This window comes from Achromobacter sp. UBA2119 (assembly GCF_002331005.1).
Taxonomy (GTDB): Bacteria; Pseudomonadota; Gammaproteobacteria; order Burkholderiales; family Burkholderiaceae_B; genus Achromobacter; species Achromobacter animicus.
In genome coordinates this window covers 348390-366781 of sequence record NZ_DCYD01000018.1, presented here as the reverse complement: position 1 = coordinate 366781, position 18392 = coordinate 348390, and the positions used below count along the sequence as shown (strand labels likewise).

The window sequence follows — 18392 nt, the reverse complement described above, 5'->3', positions numbered from 1 at the left end:
GGGAGCATTCGCCATGACACAGGAAACCATCGACCAATACGTGCGCAGCGCGCTGGCGCTGTCGGGATATGCGTTGCGCGAGTCCGCCGCCGAGCAGGTCGTGCAGCAGTTCTCGCGCATCCACGACATCGCGTCGACCTTCGCCGACGAGCCGCTGCCCGTGGAACTGGAATCCGCTTCGGTGTTCCGTCCGTGACCGGCCCCGCTCACGACATCGCCCGCCAGGTCCGCAGCGGCGAACGCAGCGCCGCCGCCGTGCTGGACGCCACGCTTGCCCGCGTGCGCGAGCGCGATCCCCGCTACAACTGCTTCACGGCCGTCACGGAAAGCCGCGCGCGGCAGGAAGCCCTGGCCATCGACGCGCGCCGCGCACGCGGCGAAACGTTGCCGCCCTTGGCGGGCGTGCCGTACGCCGTGAAGAATCTCTTCGATATCGCCGACGAGGTCACGCTGGCCGGCGGGCGCGTCAACGCCTCCAACCCGCCCGCTCGGCGCGACGCGCTGCTGGTCGAGCGCATGCGTGAGGCGGGCGCCGTGCTGATCGGCGCGCTCAACATGGACGAGCACGCCTACGGCTTCACCACGGAAAACACCCATTACGGCGCCTGCCGCAATCCGCACGACACCTCGCGCATCGCGGGCGGCTCGTCCGGCGGCAGCGCCGCCGCCGTCGCCGGCGGGCTGGTGCCGCTGACCCTGGGATCGGACACCAACGGTTCGATCCGCGTGCCTGCCTCGCTGTGCGGCGTCTTTGGCTTGAAGCCCACCTTTGGCCGCCTGCCGCGCACGGGTTCCTTCCCGTTCGTGGGCAGCCTGGATCATCTGGGTCCGTTTGCAAACAGCGCCAGCGACCTGGCCGCCGCCTACGACGCACTGCAAGGCCCCGATGCCGCGGACGTCGCCTGCGCGCAGCGCCCGGCGGCGCCCACGTTGCCGGCCATCGCGGAAGGCAATGGACGGCTGCGCGTCGCGGTGCTGGGCGGCTACTTTTCGGAATGGGCGGGTCCCCAGGCGCGCCGCGCCGTGGAAATCGCCGCGCGCGCCCTGGGCGCGACCGACGTGGTCGACATGCCGGCCGCCGTGCAGGCGCGCTCCGCCGCCTTCATCATCACCGCGGCGGAAGGCGGCGCGCTGCACCGCCGCCGGCTCGTCACGCATTACGACTACTACGAACCGCACTCGCGCGACCGCCTGGTCGCCGGCAGCCTCGTCCCAGCAGCCTGGGTGCAGCAGGCGCAGCGCGTGCGCCATCGCGCCTACCTCGAGGCGCTGGCCCTTTTCGACCAATACGATGTGCTGATCGCGCCAGCCACGCCCGTCAGCGCCACACCCATCGGCGCGGATTGGCTAACACTCGCGGGCAAGCAACTGCCCGCCCGCGCCAGCATGGGGCTATTGACGCAACCCATTTCCGCCATCGGTCTGCCGGTCTGCACGGCGCCCACGTGGCCGGAACTGGACGAAGACGGCCACCTGCCGCTCGGCGTGCAACTGATCGCCGCGCCCTGGCGCGAAGCCGATTGCCTGCGCGCGGCCTACACGCTGGAGCAGGCTGGCGCGGCACGCACACGGCCAGTCTGACGTTTTCTACACCGCAACGCCTGGAGCTTCGACATGGAATCCGCATTCGCCGCCATCGACATGCCACGCACGCTGGCCGACTCCGCTTACACCACGCTCAAGCGCGACATCCTGGAGTTCCGGCTGGCGCCGGGCGACCGCTTCACCGAAACGGAGATCGCGGACCGGCTTCAGGTCAGCCGGACGCCGGTCCGTGAGGCGCTGTTCCGGCTAGAGCGCGAAGGCTATCTGGAGGTGCGGCAACGCAATGGGTGGCTGGTCAAGCCGCTGGATTTTGAAACGCTGGATCATTTCTATGAGCTGCGCAGCGTGCTGGAAGCGGCAGCGGTTCATGCGCTGTGCACGCCCGGGCAATCGCCCGATCCGCTGCTGGCGCTGCGCCCGCTCGTGGAGACGTGGCTGGTGGATGAGAGCGAGCGGTCCAGCGATTGCGAATGGCTGGCCGACCTGGACGAGCGCTTTCACATCGAATTGGTGGCGGCCGCCGGCAACCCAGAGATCGCACGGGTGCATCGGGCGGCAACCGAGCGGATCCGCATCGTGCGCCGGCTCGACTTCACCCAGCCCGATCGAATCGGCACCACCTACCGGGAACACGCCGCGATCCTGTCCGCCGTACTGGCGCGCGACGGCGCGAGCGCCGCGGCGCTGCTGCGCGCGCATATCAAGGACAGTCAGGAGGCCGTGCGCAAGATTACGTTGCACCGGCTGTACGCGACACGCCGCGCAAAGGCGGCGTGAAGGCGGGCGGGGGGCCTGGGAAGTTGCCAATATTCGGGCTTCGGGCGCGCGGGCTTTCGGGCTTTTGGGCTTTGGAACCTTCGCGCTTTTGGGCTTTTGGGCTCTCGGGCTTTTGGGCTCTCGGGCTTTTGGGCTTTCGCGCTTTTGGGCTTTCGCGCTTTCGGGCTTTCGCGCTTTCGGGCTTTCGCGCTTTCGGGCTTTCACGCTTTCGGGCTTTCGCGCTTTCAGGCCGCGCGTCGGGCGGCCGCCACGCCGGCCCGGTTCAGCTGGCGCGCAACCAGCGGTGCAGCACGCGCGTGATGACGGGTATGCAGACAAACACCATGATGGGCGTCAATATCACGCTCGTGATCAACACACGCCAGAACACCGGCAGGATGCTCAAGTGCTCGCTCACCAACACCGAGAACACCAGCAGCACCGGAAAGTAGGCCAGCCAGATGCTGACCGCCTGCTTCCAGCGCGGCGGCGTGCTGGCTTTCGGCGCAAACCACCCAGCCGTGCCGCTCACCCGATGCTCGTGACTCGCGCGCACCAGCGTTGCGCCGCGCTCCAGCCACATGCGGCGTGGCAAGGACTTTTCCCATCGGTTCAGGCTGGCCTCGTCGGTGAAGCGCAGCACGATCTGATACTCATCGCCGCCTTCCGGCGGCTGCAGCACGCCAGATCCGAGAAACCCCGGAAAACCCGCCGCCAGGATTTCGCCCTGACGCATCCAGGACAGGAAATCGCTATAGCGCTCGGGCGCGATGTGGCGCGTCACCAGCATGGTGACCGGACCGGAAACGGCAGAATGAGACATGGCGGAACTCCTGGGCAGCGTGCAGCGTGTTATGCACGTTAACCCTAGCAATCCGTGTGCCAGCCTTGCGGCGCAGCATTTGCCCCCTTGGCGGTGTCATTCAGCCAGATGGCCCGAGTAATTGCGCACCGCAACACACCCCATATTGGTGATAACCCCTACTCGACGCACCAGTTCGGTGCATATCGGAGATAAGCAGCAATGGACATCAACCTACCCGACGTCTTGGCCGAAGTCACGGCCGCGGTTGAACGCTACGAAGCCGCACTGGTTTCCAACGACGTGCAAGTGCTCGACACCCTGTTCTGGAACAGCCCTCACACCCTGCGTTACGGCGCCGGCGAAAACCTCTACGGTTACGACGAGATCCGCGCCTTCCGCGCACAGCGTTCCCCGCAAGGCCTTGCAAGAGAGGTCCTGCGCACCGCCATCACCACCTATGGCCAGGACTTCGCCACCGCGAACCTGGAATTCCAGCGCGAAGGCAGCACGCGCATCGGACGCCAAAGCCAGACCTGGATGCGCACGCCGCAAGGCTGGCGCGTGGTGGCGGCGCATGTCAGTTTGATGACCTGACGCGGCCATAGGCCTTGGCATGACTCGCGACCGACGACGCCATATGAATATGCGCAATCGGCATTGAGCCTGGCCCCGTGCAGGTCTACACTGGCTGTTCCTTTTTCCCTCGTTGGAGCACACGCTCATGAGCACATACAAGATTGCAGTCTTTGTCGGAAGCCTTCGAGCCGCCTCGATCAATCTGCGCCTGGCGCGTGCGCTGGAAAAGCTGGTTCCGGCCGACTTCAAGTTCGAGTATGTGAGCCTGGGCGACATCCCGCTCTACAACCAGGACAACGAAAACAACCTCCCCGCGCCCGCCGCCAAGCTCAAGCAGCAGATCGCCGACGCGCAAGGCATCCTCTTCGTCTCGCCCGAGCACAACCGCTCGGTCCCGGCCGCCATCAAGAACGGCATCGACTGGGGCTCGCGCCCGTGGGGCCAGAACTCGTGGCCCGGCAAGGCCATCGGCATCGTGGGCGCATCGCCCAGCGCCGCTGGCACCGCCATGATGCAGCAACACCTGCGCAACATCCTGGCCGCCGAAGGCGCCAACGCCCTCACCACGCCGGAAGTCTTCCTGCAGTATTCCGAAGGCCTGGTCGACGACCAGTTCAACATCACCAACGAAGGCACCCGCAAGTTCCTGCAGGGCTGGGTGGACCGCTACGTCGACTGGGTCAAAAAATTCAACAGCTGATCTGCCGCCGACGCCGGCGACGCGCAGCGTGCCGGCGCCGATCGCCCGACCTACCTCCGGGCGATCAAGCCCCTCGATTCGTCGAGGGGTTTTTTTTGGTCAGAAATCCGACTTGAATCGGGATTTTCAGACCCCGCGAAGTGCATCGGTGGCGGCATTCCTTGGACCTTCATCACTCGGCACACCACGTACCAACACAGTGCGCAGAACATGTTGTAGGGGAAAAACACGAGCCACAGAGGCAAGAGCCAATTGCTCTTTCCTTGCATCTCATTGGGCTCCCCCGTGCGCCAAGGCAAGTAATGGCACAACGCTTCGGCGGGAGTCAGGCAGATGCGAACGTTCGGACTGTTCCACCAGCTAGATTTACCAGGTTCAGGCAGTTCATCTGGACCTTTATCCATGAAAATTCGAACGAACTCCCATACTTGCGCGACATATATCTCGAACGGCTCGGTCGGCTCATTGCTTTCGATCGAAACGAACAGTGAAACCGGCTTCGTTACAGCATTGCCAATACTGGTTGATTCGGCCTGCATTCTGATTATCAAAGAATGTACTACGACTACTGCCCTGCCGGTAAATTCCACCTCTGACTGATGACCGGCTGTCGCTGAACTCCAGTCGCCAGAAATTACCTGCCCGCGTTGTCTGTAGTAGACCTTTTTACTAGACCGGTCAAATACGAAGTCGGATGAATTTTTTATCATCCGAACCCTCATCACCAGCACCAGAAGCATAAAGATCCAGACAGAGGCAACAGTAATCAGAAGACCGTAACTAAACCAGGCATATCCAAGCGCCGCCGCCATGAAATAGCACGCCGCCGCTACCCCGCACCCAATAACGGCCGACGCGTGCAGCTTTCCCATCATCGCGGAATCTGCTATCCATGGGTTGCGTATCCGCAAGAAGCCGCGGTCCATACTTACCAATTGGTCCCCAATTGCGGGAAGTTCACCCGCGCTATCCTTACTCAACCAAATCCAATCTATCGCCATAAGTAGTCCTCAATCCGTTAGCGGAAAGTTGGCTTCAGCAACTGCGGCTTCATCCAGCCCTTGGTTAGGTCGGTATTCAACTGCCAACGACATGTTGGCAAAACCCCCGCTTGTAATTTTGTAGTTCAACACCAATCCGGCGGAAGTCGCGAAGCACTCCGGATCCACACCAAAGACAGTAAGCAAAGGAAGTTCGAAAATTGCTCTTTGTGCGTTGCGGCTAGGGGACTCGACACTTCCAACCGAGCCTTCCCAAGTACTGAGCCCGAGGATAAACCCTGGTAGAAGTACGACGAACTCAATCTCATCTTCGGAAAACCAATTGTCTCGCCATCCGCTTCCCATGCCATTCAAACCTAGAGACTTGGCCTGATCCGAATCTAGCGCCACGGGCGCAAAAAATGCTTGATACCATGCCTTCATTTCGCTTTCCAGATCTACGTACCTGGGAAGCTTGCGATCTTTATCAAGCTCAAGATCATCCCGCTGCTCACCATCATTTTTCCGATTTCCAAACTGGCATCGCGCAGCCCAAAGTTCCATAGGTGAATGCAGTTCTGCAGCAGCTTTCGAATGAAGCCACATACCTCCTATCACAAAGGCCGTACCAGCAAGAATCACGGCGACCCCAATCCAGCCAGCAACCGGGACCGTCGCCGAAACTCCTGCGACCGGCAACGCTCTTAACAACGCCACTGCGAGTGCCTTCCGTCCCAGAATCGTCCCAGAGCCGAGTGCAATACTGCCCCCGCCAGCGTAAGTGAAGTATTCTGCTGTCTCGTTTCCGCCTTGGCCCAGACGAGCGCCCTTTAGTATGTCTGCTAGCAAACCTATAAAAATGGCAGGACCACCGGCAACCCTCGAGTAGAGTTTGGACTGCACGATGTTCTTTATTGCCACCGAATATGCGAGGCCAGGAATTCTATATCCGAATCTTGCCATCACAGCGGAGTAAGCGGTTCGCGTGCTCATCGCTGCCGCACCTATGGAACTTATGACCCCCAGAAGCGCCGAAGCGAAATTCACAGCAGCTTCGTGCGAATATTTACTTTCCAGCGTCTTTAGCGCATATCCGATATTTATAACGTTGAAATAAACCATTCCATAGTTGAAGCCAGCTCCAAATGCGGTGGCGCTCAAGGACTTGAGCTTCGGTTTGACCGTGGAAGTCTGGGTTTGCTCGAGCAGTACCGTTCTATTTCCTTTAACTTTGACAGGACTGCTTGTACGTTCCACCTCGGCCATACCTTTATCCACCAACTCCTGCAATTCCTTGGAAAGCTCGTGTTTCTTAATCAGCTCATCCAGACTGCTATAGCGCCCCCCCATCAACCCAACCAATTTCTCGAGATTTGCCTCACGTGCAGCCGCGAGAACTTGTTGGCGCAGATTGCGGCTTGCGTCCCAGCGAGTTTTCCCCTTGAGCCGCTTTAGTACTACAGTGGTAACGGTTTGGGATGTCAAATCGGTGACGCCGTCGATGGCGGGAAATTTGAGGCCGAGCTCGGAGATGATGGAATCCGCGGCACCGAGTATGGATCCCACCGTATCCGCTTTATCTTTAAACGGATTAAATGCGGCCAATGAAACATAAACGGCGCTTTCAGGATCATCACACCACTTCTCGAGCCGGTCATAGCGAGAGTCTCCATCCTCTTTAATGGCGAGCGATTGCGTCATGCTCTGCAGCATCAACGCGATAGACAACTCCAATGCTGCCGCAGACTGACGATTATTCCTGTCAAATGCTTGGAACGCTGCAGCCAAACTCTTCGGGTCGACCTTATGCTTCGATTCCGCGGTGGATATCCAGTAGTCATGATCTGAACTCGCCTGTTCCAATTCATGCATCATCACGCGCAGTTGCGCGTCTGCTTCTTTGCGTTGCCGTAAAAAGTTGAAATACCGCTCTTTATCTATTCTTTTAGCCAGGCGCGCCCCCGACGAAGACATTCTTTCTTCGGTCAAAACTTCGTATTCAAGCTCTTCTTGCGATGGTATCGACCGATTCGTCGGCTGATTCCGATGCCACTCGCCTCTTCTTGACGCAATGTTCGCTGGGTCGCCGCGGTCGGCCGGAAACATTGACTTCAAGGTACGAATCAGCAGCAAGGCGGTCAGATTCTTGTGATGAAACTCTGAACTGGCCAGGTGGATTTGTTCGACGTCCAAGCTGAGACAGTCGGGCAGGTGATGCTGACTGGCGCGGTCTGCCCTCTGGCCAGGCTTGCGCTTTAGATCCGTGATCTGATGCTGATACGCAGCGGCGATCAAACCCAAATCAAGGCTGATCCCCTCGGCGTCATTGAGCGCGACCACCGCAGGGACGCGCGGTCGCGTGAAGCGGTAATGGTTGCCCTGAGCGACAAAGGTCGCGACCGACAGGTCATCCTCGCTGGCGTGGCAACTCCATTCAAGCGGCATGCGCTGCCCAAGGGGCTTGAAGTCTTCCACCCAATCCGTCAATGCATCGGCCGGCAGTATGTGGGCTTGATCAGACGGCGATTTGACGCCGGAGGTCAGTTCGACCATGTCCAAGGGTCGCATGTGAAGCTGGCGCGCTTCAGGATCTTCGGCAATCCTGCCCGTCATGGCATTCGTCCAAAGATGTGTGCTGTAGCCGATCCACACCTCTTTGGCGGTGTCCGGGCTGGTGTCTGCCCACACCCAGCCCATGCGCGCTCCCGTCCTGTACCTGTTCGTCTTGTCGTAGTCCTCCAGACCTGTGTACGTCAGTTCCTGATAATGTCCCTCACCGTCGTACTCATGGATAACGAGCTTTTCGCCCTTGGGACCCTTCATGAACACGTAGACGTATCCCGGACGAAGCGCGCGCAAGGTGTAGGACGAAAGCTGCAGACGCTGGAAACCCGCTTCCAGATTGAAGCCGGACTTGGCGTACCGATACAAGGCAGATCCATCCGCATTCGGGACGATCGCATACCGAATAGGGAGAATGGGGATGCGCGGGCAGCAGGCCGGCGCCGACGTTGCTCCGCCGGCCGTTGTCTTGGACATAGGTGGTTTCCTTTGCGTGCAGACCTATCTCCACCTTCGGGGAGGATCCAGGCCGCCAATAGGAACGCGTCCACCGCAAATGGGAAGTCGCGATGGACGCGCATGGAGTGCGCTTGCATTACCCCATACCTACCCACCATCGGATATCAGACAAAAACTATTTTTCGCCGCAAACAGCCTGAATGTTCACAAGCTCGCCGGCCTGCAAGCCGTGACGACATTTCGTCAACTTCAAGCGAGCTAGAACCGGCGTTGCACCACACCGCCCTTGATAGTTCCGGACCGAGCCTCCGGAGGTTCTTCCAGTCGGCCGCACTTATCCCCTTCAACTGTGGAGAAAGGTGAGGAAAGCCTTGGGGCAGGTGCAAAATTCCCTGACGCGCCAAGCACTTGCAGGGCGCGGTCAATAAATGCGCAATCATCCTTATGGACGATTTCTGATGGAGTTATCCCCGGTTTCCGGCGCTAATGTCCTAGAAAGCCAGGTGTCGCGCACTCCAATGTGGATTTGTCCCCGCCTTCTGTGGAAAAGCATGAGGACAGTGTGCGCACAGGTTGAAAATCCTGTTGCATATCAACGCCCTGCGGGGCGTGGTCACGAAAGGCCCAAACGCAGTTTGTTTGGGGCTGTGTTGTCCCCGGCAAATGTGGATAAGCCTGAGGACAGCCTAGGGGGAGTCTGCAAAAAGCCTTGCAGGTCATGGACTTGCAGGCCGCGGGCAAGAAACGCTCACTAGGCAACCGAGATGCGGGCCGCATCGTGAAGGACAGGCCTCTTGCAATGAGCAGACAGGCTTGTCCCCATGGAATGTGGACAAGCCTCTGAACAGTCGCACAACAAGTACAGAAACCCGTTATGTGACAGTCACTTGCGAGGTGCGATCAAGGAATGACCAGCACCGAGATCAGGAATCGCCTTCGAGGCGCATGCCGATCTTCAATCCCACCTGCCAGTGCGCCACCTTGCCGTCCTTGATGTGACCGCGCACTTCGGTCACTTCAAACCAATCCAGGTTGCGCAAGGTTTCGGACGCGCGCTCAATGGCTTTCGCGATCGCATCGTCGGAGGAAATGGTGGAAGAGCCCACCAACTCGATCTGCTTATACACATGATTCGACATAGCTCGTCTCCGCTGTGAGGTGAGTCGTGAATCGTCGGTGCTTGGCCGTGTTCCGGCGCTTACGACCGGCAATCCATTCGAACACACAGGATACCTGCGCAGCGATAGAGTGGTGTTACGAGTTCCGTCGCGCGGTCTCGACCGGCGACGGAATCGCTTTTGCAACGCGAAGCAAAGGAGATCACCATGCCTGAACGAAAGACCATCGAACGCGCCAAGCGCGACAAGCGCGAAGGCAAGTCCGCATCGACGCAGGCCGGCGAATTTGTGCGCGAAGAAATCGACAACGTGCGCGAGGGCAAACACGGCGTGCGATCCAGCAAGCAAGCCATCGCGATCGGCCTGTCCAAGGCGCGCCGCGCAGGTGTGAAGCTTGGCACGCCCAAAAAGGCCAGCGCCGAAACCAAACGCAAGGCAGAGCAGGACACGCGCGCGGCACACGACGGCCATGCGAAGTCGAGTACGCGCTCCAAGGCGGCGACCAAGGCCCTGAAGAAGGAAAGCACCAAGCCCGCATCGAAGTCGGCGCTGTCACGCAACGCGACCAAGACGGCGAGCAAGCGCACGGCTGCGGACCGCTCGGCTGCGGCGCGCAAGGCCGCGGCGACCAAGGGTGCGGCCGGCCGCTCGGCTGCAGCCAAGAAGGCGGCGCGCACGCGTGCGGCGAACAAGCAGGCAGCGGGCGGGCATCACGCGGCGCATTGATTTGGCGAACGGCTGCGGCGTATCCCTGCCGCAGCACCCCATCAACGCGCAGCTATCCGGCCTCGAACGCCTTGAAGCGTTCCTGCAAGAACTCCCGTAGCCGCCGCACCGCAGGCGATAGCAGCATGCGGTGCACGCACAGCAGGTACAGCGGTGACGGTTCGCTGACGTAGCCGGTCAGCAGTTCGACAAGCCGGCCCGCACGCAGATCCGTCAGCACGTCGTAGCGTGATTTGTACGCCACGCCGTGCCCGGCCAGCGCCCAGCGCCGCACCAGGTCGCCGTCATCGCCGACGCGATCGCCCTTGACCGGAATGGTAAGGCTGGTGCCGTCATGCTCGAATGTCCAGCGGTCATGCAGGGTTTCGCCGAGCACGAACGACAAGCAGTTGTGCCGCCGCAGATCCGCCGGCGTTTGCGGCACGCCATGTCGCGCCAGATAGGCGGGCGCGGCGCACACCACGCGCCGGTTGTGTTCGGCAAGCGGCAGCGCGACAAGGCTTGAGTCGTTCGGGGTGCCGTAACGCACGGCGATGTCGACCGGCTGCCGGTACAGGTCCGCCAGCCGGTCGCTGATGCGCAACTGGAAATTGACGCGGGGATGCTGCCGCTGAAACTCGTCCAGCCACGGCAGCAGCACGTGGCGGCCCAGGTCGGAAGGGATCGACACCGACAAGGTGCCGGCGATGTCCGTCTTGTCGCGCGCCATGGCGTTCTTGCCAGCCTCTAGCGTGGAGATCGCTGACCGCGCGTATTCCAGATAACGCTCGCCGTCGCTGGTCAGCCGCAGGCTGCGCGTGGACCGCACAAAGAGCCGCGTTTCAAGTTCCTGTTCCAGCCGCTTGAGCGCGGCACTGGCCACCGCCGGCGTCAGGTCGAGCTCGCGCGCGGCGGCGGAAAAGCTGCCCAGATCCGTCGCCGCAACAAAGATCCTCAAATCCTCGAATCGGACCAATTCCGGCCTCATTTTCAAAAAATTATTGAAACTGCCTGCGATGCTAGCCGGTTTTTCATCGCTGCGGTGTGGGTATTCATGCACTCATTCCCCGACACGCAAGGAGTCACCGCATGAACATCGAATTGAAGGGCAAGAAGGCATTGGTCACCGGATCGTCCGGTGGCATCGGCTTGGCCATCGCCATCGGATTGGCGCAGGCTGGCGCGCAAGTCGTCCTGCATGGTCGCAATGCAAGCAAGCTGGCGCAGGCCGCGCAGACCATTTCACAGCAGGTGGCAGGCGCACAGGTCACCACCGTGCAGGCGGACCTGGCCACCGCGGACGGCGCGGCGTCGGTCAGCGCCGCGCATCCCGACGTCGACATCCTGGTCAACAACGCCGGCACGTTCACGCCCAAGTCCTTCACCGAAATCACCGACGACGACTGGCAGGCCATGATGGACACTAACGTCATGAGCGGCATCCGCCTGTCGCGCTATTACCTGCCGCGGATGCTGGCGGCCAACTGGGGCCGAATCGTGTTCATCTCCAGCGAATCCGCCGTGCAGATTCCCGCCGAGATGATCCATTACGGCGTCAGCAAGACGGCCCAGCTGGCCGTGTCGCGCGGTCTGGCCGAGCTGACTGCGGGCACCAATGTCACCGTCAACGCCGTGCTGCCGGGCCCGACGCGTTCCGAAGGCGTCTCCGACTTCTTTGCGGAAATGGCCAAGGAGCAAGGCGTTTCGCAGGAACAGATGGAGCAGGACTTCATCGCCCAGCACCGCCCGACCTCGCTGCTGCGCCGCCTTGCCACGGTGGAAGAAGTGGCGAACATGGTCGTCTACACCTGCTCGACGCAGGCGTCAGCCACCAACGGCGCGGCCCTGCGCGTGGACGGCGGCGTGGTCCGCTCCATCATCTGATCCCTTGAATTACCAGAACCCCATCATGAAAGCCATTGCCTACTTCAAGAACCTGCCCGCCGACCACGCCGACGCGCTGCAGGACATCACCGCCCCCGAACCCGTGCCGGGCGACTACGACCTGCTGGTGGACGTGCACGCCATCTCGGTCAACCCGGTCGACGTGAAGATCCGCGCCAACCGCAAGCCGCAGGAAGGCAAACCCGAAATCATCGGCTGGGACGCCGCGGGCGTGGTGCGGGCGGTCGGCGCCCGCACCAGCCTCTTCAAGCCCGGCGACCGCGTCTGGTATGCCGGCGCGTTGACCCGACCAGGCGCCAACAGCGAACGCCACATCGTGGACGAGCGCATCGTCGGCCACATGCCCAAGAGCCTGGACTTTGCACAGGCCGCCGCCCTGCCCCTGACCACCATCACCGCGTGGGAATTGCTGTTCGACCGCCTGCGCGTGCTGGACAACGCCGCGCCCAGCCAGCGCAGCCTGCTCGTCATTGGCGCGGCCGGTGGAGTTGGCTCGATCCTCGTGCAGTTGGCGCGTCAGCTCACCGGCCTGACGGTGATCGGCACGGCCTCGCGTCCCGAAACCCAGGCTTGGGTGCGCGAACTGGGCGCGCATCACGTCATCGATCACACGCGGCCGCTGACCGAGGAGCTCAAGCGCATCGGCATTGAAAACGTCAGCTATATCGCCGGCCTGACGCACACGGACAAGCACTTTGCGCAGATGGCCGAGGCGATTGCGCCGCAGGGCAAGATCGCGCTGATCGACGACCCGGCCGCCGTGGACGTCCGGCTGCTCAAGGGCAAATCGGCGTCGCTGCATTGGGAATTCATGTTTGCGCGGCCGCTGCACAACACGCCCGACCTCATCGCCCAGCACGAGCTGCTGAACCAGGCCGCCCGCCTCATCGACAACGGCACCCTGCGCACGACGCTGGGCGAGCACTACGGCAAGATCAACGCCGAAAACCTGCGGCGCGCGCATGCCTTCATCGAAAGCGGCAAGGCGCGCGGCAAGATCGTGCTGGAGGGGTTCTAGAAACGCGGCGATCCCGAGCGGGATCGCGTGCGCCAGCTCGGCGCGCCGGGCGCGACCAGGCCTGTCAGGCCCGGCCTTCGCGCTTGGCGCGTGCGTGCGGGTCGTTGATTTCGGCTTCCAGCTCGGCAATCAGCCACTGGAACCAGCCGTTTTCCGTGCGGGCATAGACGACGGCCGCCGGCGTCTTGCCTTCGCGCCAACCCGTCTGATGCGCGTCCATCCAGGCGGACAGGCTCTTGTGCGGCGCCAGCAGGCCGGACAACCAGGACCACACGTAATCGGGCACGTTGCGGCGAAAGCCCTTGGCGCTGGCATAGATGGTCGGCTCCAGCGGCAGGTTGCCCGCACGAGCCAGCTTGGCCTGCGTCCGGCGCAGCGTATCGACAGCGGCCTGCAATTGTTCGGTGCTGAGCTTTTTCACGTACGACTCCTGATTCTTGATTTGTGCGGATTATCGCCGCAGGGTGCGGCGGATACCAAGCTGCCATTTACCTTTTGCGAGCCGGCGCAAGGCCTAATAGCAGCGTGGCGGCAAAACGCTCGCCGGGTTCCAGCACCTGCATGCCGGTGCGGGTCTCGCCAGCCGCAGCGAGGTTGAACGCGTCGGCCACGTTGGTGACCGGTTCCACACAAAGAAAATCCGCGCCCGGGGCCGTGTACACCACCAGATGCGCGAATGGCGGATCGGCATGCAGCGCCAGTTCGTGCCCATCGGGCCAATGCAGCGTCGCGCGGCCCTGCCACTGCGACAGGTACGTGTCGCAGCCCTCGGCGGACTGGCGCAATTCGCGCACCGTCGTCGTCTTGCTGCCGGTGGGCAGCCCATTCTCATCCGACGGCCAGATGCGTCGGGCGTGCAGCGACACGCGCTGGGCCGTGAAATACGGATGGATGCCCATACCGCATGGCATCGGGGTGTCGCCTTGGTTGGTGATGGACAGCTTCAGGCTGAGTCCGCGGCTGTCCAGGCGCCATCGCTGCACGCACTCGAACGGCCAGGGCCAGCCCAGTACGCCGGCCGGTTGGTCGAGCACGAGGTCGACGCTGTCGGGTGTCAGATTGCGGACCTGCCAGGACTGGAAGAGCCCGGCACCGTGGATCGCTTGTGGCCGGTTCGGCACGGACTGGAGTGCGTATCGGGCGCCATTGAACGTGAAGACGCCGTCGCGGATGCGGTTGGAATATGGCGCGAGCGGATAGGATCCGGCGCGAGGCCATTTGCCGGCGGGCCATTCTGTGGCGGTCAGGGGCACGATCCAGTCGTGAGCGCCGGTGGAAAGACGCGTCAGACGCCCGCCCCCGCCCGGGGCGAATTCGGCTTGGTGGTCGCCGCTGGAAATGGACACGCGCTCGGTGGCGTCCAGGACGGCGGGAACGGCAATATCGGACATGGGGGTTGAAACTCCTGCGGCGTCCACATGCGCCACGAGGGGGAATTGTGCCCGGCGGGGCAATAAGGCTGCAAGTTGGCGGGATCGTGACGCCGGCGGCTAGTCTTTGGCGGACCACCACAGCCATGCCGCCGCGGCAAAGGCTGCCCAGGCCGCAACAATCAATAGCGCGCCGAGGACGCTCCGGGGCTTTGCACCCTTTTTTCGCATCCATTCATCAGCGTGTTGGCGGCAATCCGAGATGACCTCCGAAGGAAGGAGTTTGATGGTCAGCCAGATCAGGACGGGGAGCAGCAGGACGTCGTCGACGTATCCCAGCACCGGGATGAAATCTGGAATCAGGTCGATCGGGCTCAAGGCGTAAGCCACGACCAGCACGCCAAGCGCCTTCGCGTACCAGGGCGTCCGCGGGTCCTTGCCGGCAAACCATAGCGTGACGCCGTCACGCTTGATTCGTTTGGCCCAGGTCTTCAACTTTTCGCTTGTGGTCACGGATGGGCAGACCGTCTGGATAACGCGCCAATTGTATTAGCCGGCATGCGGATCGGCGGGGCTTGCCAACGGTAAGGGGCGCTGCAGATCACGGCGCGGCCGCTGGCTCGTCTGACGCTTGAATGTGTCTGACACTGGACGGAAATGTTTAACAAGTCGCTTGTCAGATGCTGAGCCAAGTCGCCAGCGGCGACAACGACAGCAGCACACCAGCCCACGCTACCTTGCTGCCATCTCGGTGTATGGCATAGACGCCGGAAGCCACGCCGGGAAGCCCGGGGATCAATTCGAAGATGATGTACGGCCAGAGTCCCTCGTGCATCACCACCCACCAGTGCAACCAGGCAGTACCAATACCGCAAATCAGCGCAAGGATGCTGTAGAAGGACCAACCCAAATCGCGCAGCATGCTGATTCCCTTCTGGTGGTTAATGCTGTTGCCTCGCGCTGTTGCCTCGCTTGGTTAGCGAGCAATCGTACCCGAACAGCGCAAACGCATCCGCGAAGGTGATCGTATCTGCAAGCGTATCGGCTAGATCGCCCGGGATGGTTGTGAACGTACGCTCGATCTCAATCTGGCCCTTCATTGCCCGATGGAGTTCGACGGTGTCAAAAATCGGGGGATTTCTGTTCCAACCACCGAGCAAACGAACCGCCCGCCCCTCCGAAAAATCGCAACCCGCCGCCAAATCGTCCCGCCCCAGCTCAGCACCCCCCTCCCCGCCCCGATACAATCACGGGCATGAATTCCGCACTGCAAAACACCGCCGCCGACGCCCACGCGGGCCATACCCCCATGATGCATAGGTGACTTCCATAGGGGATCGCATCAAAAACAACACGAAGTTACGCCAAAACTTACGCCTTGATGGGTCGAGAGACTTGTAACGCGACCTTTCATGATTTAATACGTTCGCAGTCAGCGGAGTCGGCATTCCGCGCGCTGAACTATCAAAAGAACTACATAAGACGGGAGCGTATGAGCATCCTTGCAGGCGCGGCCGCCACCATCGGCGAAAGCTTGGGCAAAGACATTGGCGACTACATCAGGCACCTGACCCGGTTCAGCCCTGAGGCGGATAGCCAGTATCACCGCTTGTGGGCAGAATGCGAAAAGCTCGCCAGATCGGACGCCGTTCGGGCAATGGCGTACAAGGCAATTCTTTGCATCTCCACGGGGAGCTACGACGATGCACTCTATTACGTTCGGAACATCGCGCTTAACCGTTCTCCCTTGCACGCGCCTACACTGGCCAGTGTGCTAATTAATTTTGGCCGCTTCTCGGAGTCTCTAGAGGCGTATCGGCAAATGATGGCGCCTGATATGTTGACTCCGGATTATTTCCACCTCGGCGTTCCCAACGGCGCATACCGCTCGTACGTGGAAGCCCTGGACTTCGTACGGACAAAAATGCAGCTAGCCACGGTCTTTCCTGAAGCCGAAGCCGACATCCGCGCAGCGGCCGCCATCCTCGAAGAAAACGGCGAAAGCGAGGACCATATTGCTTCGGCGATGGACGTTGCCGGCGAGGTTATGCGCGAACGCTCGCTGGTGTTTTATGGCCTGCATCACACCCTCCGTCCCGTGCAGCATCCGCGCGATGGCGGACCGGCTTATTTTGGGGTCAACATCGGTGTAGAAGTCGACGATGAGACCGCTTTTGAAATGACTTGCGAGTACGCCGAGAGACTCTCCGCGTCCGACAAGTTCATCCCGGTGTCGATGGTGCTCAAGTTCGTGAGTCTCGGAGAACGGAATGGCCAGTAATTCCGCACAGCTCTGGACCTACGCACAGACTCTCGAGACTCCCTGTGAAGAGTCAAGGCGTGCAAAGATCAGCCGAGCGTATTACGCGCTTTATCACCATGCTCGGGACTTCCACGACGCATTGCCGGAGGATGCCCGCGGGCAGGAACTGGCCGTCGGCGGTGGGGTTCACAAGAAGCTCATTCAGAAGCTGACGAACCCGACTTTGAAGGACGAATCTGCGAAGAAGCGTTCGCGCTCGATCGGCACGTTTCTCGGGTTGGCTCGCGACCTGCGCGACCAAGCGGATTACGACAATCAATGCAGCATAGGCAACGTCCAAGTGAGCCAGTGCCTCGGCTTCGTGAAGAAAGGGCTGGACTCATAGATCTCGCACCTTCGTAGAGGAGTATCTACGCGCGAGATGCATGATCGACATGGCTTCGGCACAACCGAGGCCATTTTTCTGGATGCGTACTGCCGCATGAGTGACTTCCATAGGCGCGGCATCCACGGAGTCACTAAAGTTGCGCCATAACTTACGCCGACTCGCCATAGTGTCCATACCGCCCCACCCTGCGCCTCCCTTCTCCGCCGATGACATGCGTCATCTTCACAAGCTCGACAGTCTGGTGCCAGGACGCTATAGCACCGTTTTGCTCGAAGACTTGGCGCTTATCCACGCTGAGGGTGGCAGCTCCGGCGCAATAGTGGCGGAGATTGAGCATCTCGAAAGCCCATCGCTTGTGCTGAGCCATACGAAGCCGGCCGCACCCCTGACCAAGAAGCTTCTGTGCGGCCTTTGGCACAAGCACTACCAGCTCACCACCAGCCCCTCATTTCTCCTGAATCTGCAAAACGAAGTCCGGCTTCATGAGCCCGAACTCGAAGAGATGGTGCGCGCCGCCCTGTCCGCGCGGGAGCGTTCGGATTTCGTTGGCGTCCGCCAGGCTGCAGCAGAAATCGCCAGCGCCCTCGTAAGCGAGCCATATGATCGCCGCCGGGCCGATAGACGACTTACGGGCGAGTGGATTGTGTACGTCCCTCACAACGGGCAGAACTTCTACCTTTGTCTCGCTGTGCACCGCGAGGACAAATTAACCAGACAGAAAGTAGAGCGGGCCATTGACCAAGAATGGCCTTTTCTCGGAAGCGTCTTAACGTGGCCAGGCTAAGATCTACGGCCGCGTCACCGGCGACAGATCAAGATCGCCACTCGTGACCACACTCATCCGGAAGTAGCGCTCTTGCCCTGGCTCAAATTGCGCCTCGCGTTCGCGCATAACTTCCGAACCGACGAGCGAACACAAACCCCTGCCATTTGCCGCGGGGCCAACTCCGAGAATCCTCTGGCCCGACTTCACATGCACGGTGACCATTTCCTTTGGCTCCAGGTCTGCCACCCTTTTGCCGTCCACGAACAATCCGACGCGGCAGCCGCCGCCGGCAAACCCCGAATCACGGACGACCGTGAGTTTCGCTCCGTCTTGTGGGACTGCATTCTGGCTCGCGTAGACGAAAGCAGATGGCACGGGTCGCGCTTCCGACATGCTCGTTTGTGTTGTGCCACAGCCGGCCAAGACTGCAGTAATACCGATTGCTAACCAAAGCTTGTGCATGCCACCCTCCGCCA

At 61.2% G+C, this 18392-nt stretch carries 21 protein-coding genes; 11 read left to right on the top strand and 10 right to left on the bottom strand.

The window, feature by feature from the left end; genetic code table 11:
• The first annotated feature begins 13 nt into the window (after window positions 1-13).
• Genes B3098_RS22810 through B3098_RS22800 form a run of 3 tightly spaced genes read left to right on the top strand, consistent with a single transcriptional unit; the run spans window position 14 to window position 2322 of the window.
• A complete protein-coding gene (locus tag B3098_RS22810; RefSeq protein ID WP_056563598.1) occupies window positions 14-196 on the top strand; it encodes a DUF4089 domain-containing protein in 183 nt (60 codons plus the stop codon).
• Window positions 193-1581, top strand: coding sequence for an AtzE family amidohydrolase (locus B3098_RS22805; RefSeq protein ID WP_286899122.1), 1389 nt, complete (start codon window positions 193-195; stop codon window positions 1579-1581). Before B3098_RS22810 ends, B3098_RS22805 begins: the two co-directional genes overlap by 4 nt.
• Window positions 1582-1614: 33 nt before the next feature.
• A complete protein-coding gene (locus B3098_RS22800) occupies window positions 1615-2322 on the top strand; it encodes a GntR family transcriptional regulator (RefSeq protein WP_175124264.1) in 708 nt (235 codons plus the stop codon).
• Window positions 2323-2584: 262 nt separating this feature from the next.
• On the opposite strand, the gene B3098_RS22795 is transcribed toward B3098_RS22800, so the two are convergent.
• Complete coding sequence (locus B3098_RS22795) at window positions 2585-3124, bottom strand: antibiotic biosynthesis monooxygenase (protein ID WP_191579228.1); 540 nt, start codon at window positions 3122-3124, stop codon at window positions 2585-2587.
• 201 nt (window positions 3125-3325) lie between these two features.
• Here B3098_RS22795 and hpxZ point away from each other — a divergent pair, with 201 nt between their 5' ends.
• Both hpxZ and B3098_RS22785 read left to right on the top strand, forming a co-directional pair.
• Complete coding sequence (hpxZ, locus tag B3098_RS22790) at window positions 3326-3700, top strand: oxalurate catabolism protein HpxZ (protein ID WP_105239804.1); 375 nt, start codon at window positions 3326-3328, stop codon at window positions 3698-3700.
• A gap of 127 nt (window positions 3701-3827) precedes the next feature.
• The gene (locus tag B3098_RS22785; protein ID WP_286899119.1) at window positions 3828-4382 is read left to right on the top strand and encodes an NADPH-dependent FMN reductase; all 555 of its coding nucleotides are present in this window, start codon (window positions 3828-3830) and stop codon (window positions 4380-4382) included.
• Between the two features lie 50 nt (window positions 4383-4432).
• Here B3098_RS22785 and B3098_RS22780 read toward each other — a convergent pair whose 3' ends face one another.
• The 3 genes from B3098_RS22780 to B3098_RS22770 form a co-directional block, all read right to left on the bottom strand.
• Window positions 4433-5257 carry a DUF6708 domain-containing protein gene (locus B3098_RS22780; protein ID WP_286899118.1) on the bottom strand — a complete coding sequence of 275 codons (825 nt, stop codon included), beginning with the start codon at window positions 5255-5257 and terminating at the stop codon, window positions 4433-4435.
• Window positions 5258-5392: 135 nt separating this feature from the next.
• Entirely contained in the window at window positions 5393-8401 is a 3009-nt protein-coding gene (locus tag B3098_RS22775) for a T6SS effector BTH_I2691 family protein (protein ID WP_286899117.1), read from the bottom strand.
• 905 nt (window positions 8402-9306) lie between these two features.
• A complete protein-coding gene (locus B3098_RS22770) occupies window positions 9307-9522 on the bottom strand; it encodes a dodecin (RefSeq protein WP_191579225.1) in 216 nt (71 codons plus the stop codon).
• A 186-nt stretch (window positions 9523-9708) separates the two neighbouring features.
• Between B3098_RS22770 and B3098_RS22765 the strand changes: the two genes are divergently transcribed.
• Window positions 9709-10227: a DUF6496 domain-containing protein gene (locus B3098_RS22765; protein ID WP_175138624.1), complete on the top strand. Its 519-nt coding sequence runs from the start codon at window positions 9709-9711 to the stop codon at window positions 10225-10227.
• Between the two features lie 52 nt (window positions 10228-10279).
• Here the strand turns inward: B3098_RS22765 and B3098_RS22760 are convergent, their stop codons facing one another.
• A complete protein-coding gene (locus B3098_RS22760) occupies window positions 10280-11182 on the bottom strand; it encodes a LysR family transcriptional regulator (RefSeq protein ID WP_218344540.1) in 903 nt (300 codons plus the stop codon).
• Between the two features lie 113 nt (window positions 11183-11295).
• Between B3098_RS22760 and B3098_RS22755 the strand changes: the two genes are divergently transcribed.
• Both B3098_RS22755 and B3098_RS22750 read left to right on the top strand, forming a co-directional pair.
• Window positions 11296-12090 carry an SDR family NAD(P)-dependent oxidoreductase gene (locus B3098_RS22755; RefSeq protein WP_279975543.1) on the top strand — a complete coding sequence of 265 codons (795 nt, stop codon included), beginning with the start codon at window positions 11296-11298 and terminating at the stop codon, window positions 12088-12090.
• 25 nt (window positions 12091-12115) lie between these two features.
• Window positions 12116-13129 (top strand): zinc-binding alcohol dehydrogenase family protein, encoded by a 1014-nt coding sequence (locus B3098_RS22750; protein ID WP_175186469.1) that lies wholly within the window; start codon window positions 12116-12118, stop codon window positions 13127-13129.
• A gap of 64 nt (window positions 13130-13193) precedes the next feature.
• Here the strand turns inward: B3098_RS22750 and B3098_RS22745 are convergent, their stop codons facing one another.
• The 4 genes from B3098_RS22745 to B3098_RS22730 form a co-directional block, all read right to left on the bottom strand.
• Window positions 13194-13550, bottom strand: a complete 357-nt coding sequence (locus B3098_RS22745; RefSeq protein ID WP_279975540.1) for a hypothetical protein — start codon at window positions 13548-13550, stop codon at window positions 13194-13196.
• A gap of 67 nt (window positions 13551-13617) precedes the next feature.
• Window positions 13618-14520: an aldose 1-epimerase gene (locus B3098_RS22740; protein ID WP_286899116.1), complete on the bottom strand. Its 903-nt coding sequence runs from the start codon at window positions 14518-14520 to the stop codon at window positions 13618-13620.
• Between the two features lie 99 nt (window positions 14521-14619).
• Window positions 14620-15012 carry a YkvA family protein gene (locus B3098_RS22735; protein WP_286899115.1) on the bottom strand — a complete coding sequence of 131 codons (393 nt, stop codon included), beginning with the start codon at window positions 15010-15012 and terminating at the stop codon, window positions 14620-14622.
• A gap of 163 nt (window positions 15013-15175) precedes the next feature.
• On the bottom strand, window positions 15176-15421 hold the full coding sequence (locus B3098_RS22730) for a hypothetical protein (RefSeq protein WP_279975537.1): 246 nt from the start codon (window positions 15419-15421) through the stop codon (window positions 15176-15178).
• A 570-nt stretch (window positions 15422-15991) separates the two neighbouring features.
• Here B3098_RS22730 and B3098_RS22725 point away from each other — a divergent pair.
• The 3 genes from B3098_RS22725 (at window position 15992) to B3098_RS22715 (ending at window position 17934) form a co-directional block, all read left to right on the top strand.
• Window positions 15992-16780: a hypothetical protein gene (locus B3098_RS22725; protein ID WP_286899114.1), complete on the top strand. Its 789-nt coding sequence runs from the start codon at window positions 15992-15994 to the stop codon at window positions 16778-16780.
• A complete protein-coding gene (locus B3098_RS22720; RefSeq protein WP_286899113.1) occupies window positions 16770-17147 on the top strand; it encodes a hypothetical protein in 378 nt (125 codons plus the stop codon). The genes B3098_RS22725 and B3098_RS22720 overlap by 11 nt, the downstream gene beginning before the upstream one ends.
• A 214-nt stretch (window positions 17148-17361) precedes the next feature.
• Window positions 17362-17934, top strand: coding sequence for a hypothetical protein (locus B3098_RS22715; protein ID WP_286899112.1), 573 nt, complete (start codon window positions 17362-17364; stop codon window positions 17932-17934).
• 3 nt (window positions 17935-17937) lie between these two features.
• On the opposite strand, the gene B3098_RS22710 is transcribed toward B3098_RS22715, so the two are convergent.
• On the bottom strand, window positions 17938-18378 hold the full coding sequence (locus B3098_RS22710) for a hypothetical protein (RefSeq protein ID WP_286899110.1): 441 nt from the start codon (window positions 18376-18378) through the stop codon (window positions 17938-17940).
• Window positions 18379-18392: the final 14 nt, after the last annotated feature.